Annotated in this window: 1 protein-coding gene; it reads left to right on the top strand. The window is 70.9% G+C overall.

Annotation, left to right across the window (positions count from 1 at the left end):
- Nucleotides 1-485: Ig-like domain-containing protein (locus FOV68_RS23900; RefSeq protein ID WP_255473765.1), on the top strand; the 485-nt coding region annotated here is incomplete at both ends.

The raw sequence follows: 485 nt of genomic DNA, 5'->3' as shown, positions 1-485 counted from the left end.
GAGCTCGGCACCGCCACCGTGGGCGAGGACGGCAGCTGGACCTTTACCCCTGACGCCCCGCTGGACGACGGCGAGCACGCGCTCGTGATTGACGGCACCGATGCCAGCGGCAACGCCAGCAGCAGCACCGTCGACGTGAACGTCGACACCAGCGCCACCGCGCCGGGCATCACCGACGACGCCGGTAATGCAATCGCCGACGGCGCGACCACCAGCGACAACACCCCGACGATCGGCGGCGGCGGCATGCAGCCCGGCTCCACCGTGGTGATCACCGACGGCGACACCGAGCTTGGCACCGCCACCGTGGGCGAGGACGGCAGCTGGACCTTCACCCCTGACGCCCCGCTGGACGACGGCGAGCACGCGCTCGTGGTTGACGGTACTGATGCGAACGGCAACGCCAGCAGCAGCACCGTCGACGTCACCGTAGACACCAGCGCCACCGCGCCGGGCCTGACCGACGACGCCGGTAATCCGGTCGC

Source organism: Pantoea sp. paga (assembly GCF_007558755.1).
In the GTDB taxonomy this organism is placed as follows: Bacteria; Pseudomonadota; Gammaproteobacteria; order Enterobacterales; family Enterobacteriaceae; genus Pantoea; species Pantoea agglomerans.
Note: the sequence above shows the minus strand (reverse complement) of the source record. Positions and strands in the feature narration are given on the sequence as shown.